The organism is Caballeronia sp. LZ029 (assembly GCF_031451275.1).
GTDB classification, from domain to species: Bacteria; Pseudomonadota; Gammaproteobacteria; order Burkholderiales; family Burkholderiaceae; genus Caballeronia; species Caballeronia jiangsuensis.
Window position 1 is genome coordinate 1 of record NZ_JARUXO010000084.1, and the last position, 310, is coordinate 310.

The 310-nt window shown below is 61.0% G+C and carries 1 protein-coding gene and 1 pseudogene; both read right to left on the bottom strand.

Going from position 1 to position 310, the window contains the following annotated elements:
* Nucleotides 1-106, bottom strand: a pseudogene (locus QCE73_RS34155) (barnase inhibitor); the annotation flags it as partial.
* 15 nt (nucleotides 107-121) lie between these two features.
* The coding region (locus QCE73_RS34160) for a ribonuclease domain-containing protein (RefSeq protein ID WP_309885355.1) at nucleotides 122-310 on the bottom strand (189 nt) is incomplete at its 5' end.

A 310-nucleotide genomic window follows, 5' to 3' on the forward strand; every position in this document is an offset into this window, starting at 1 on the left:
GTTCTGTCATGCGTAGCCGCAATACTCGCTGGAACAGGTTGCCATCGCCGGTTGCGAAAAGATCACTCGCGACGCCGTTGTCGTGCGCGTAGATGTTGTCGCTCATGCCGTTAATCCCTAGTTAGTCCGCAATGCGTTTGAAACTGGCGTAATGGTCGTCCGTGTAGTAGCAGTCGCCAGTCTGCCGCTTCGACCCGCCACACACGATTCGCCGGGCGCCCCGGTCACGCGAACGCGGCGTGGGCACCGTGTACTCGTGGTAAGAACCACGCGGATGCCGCGGCAGCACACGCTCGCGATTGCCGAACAC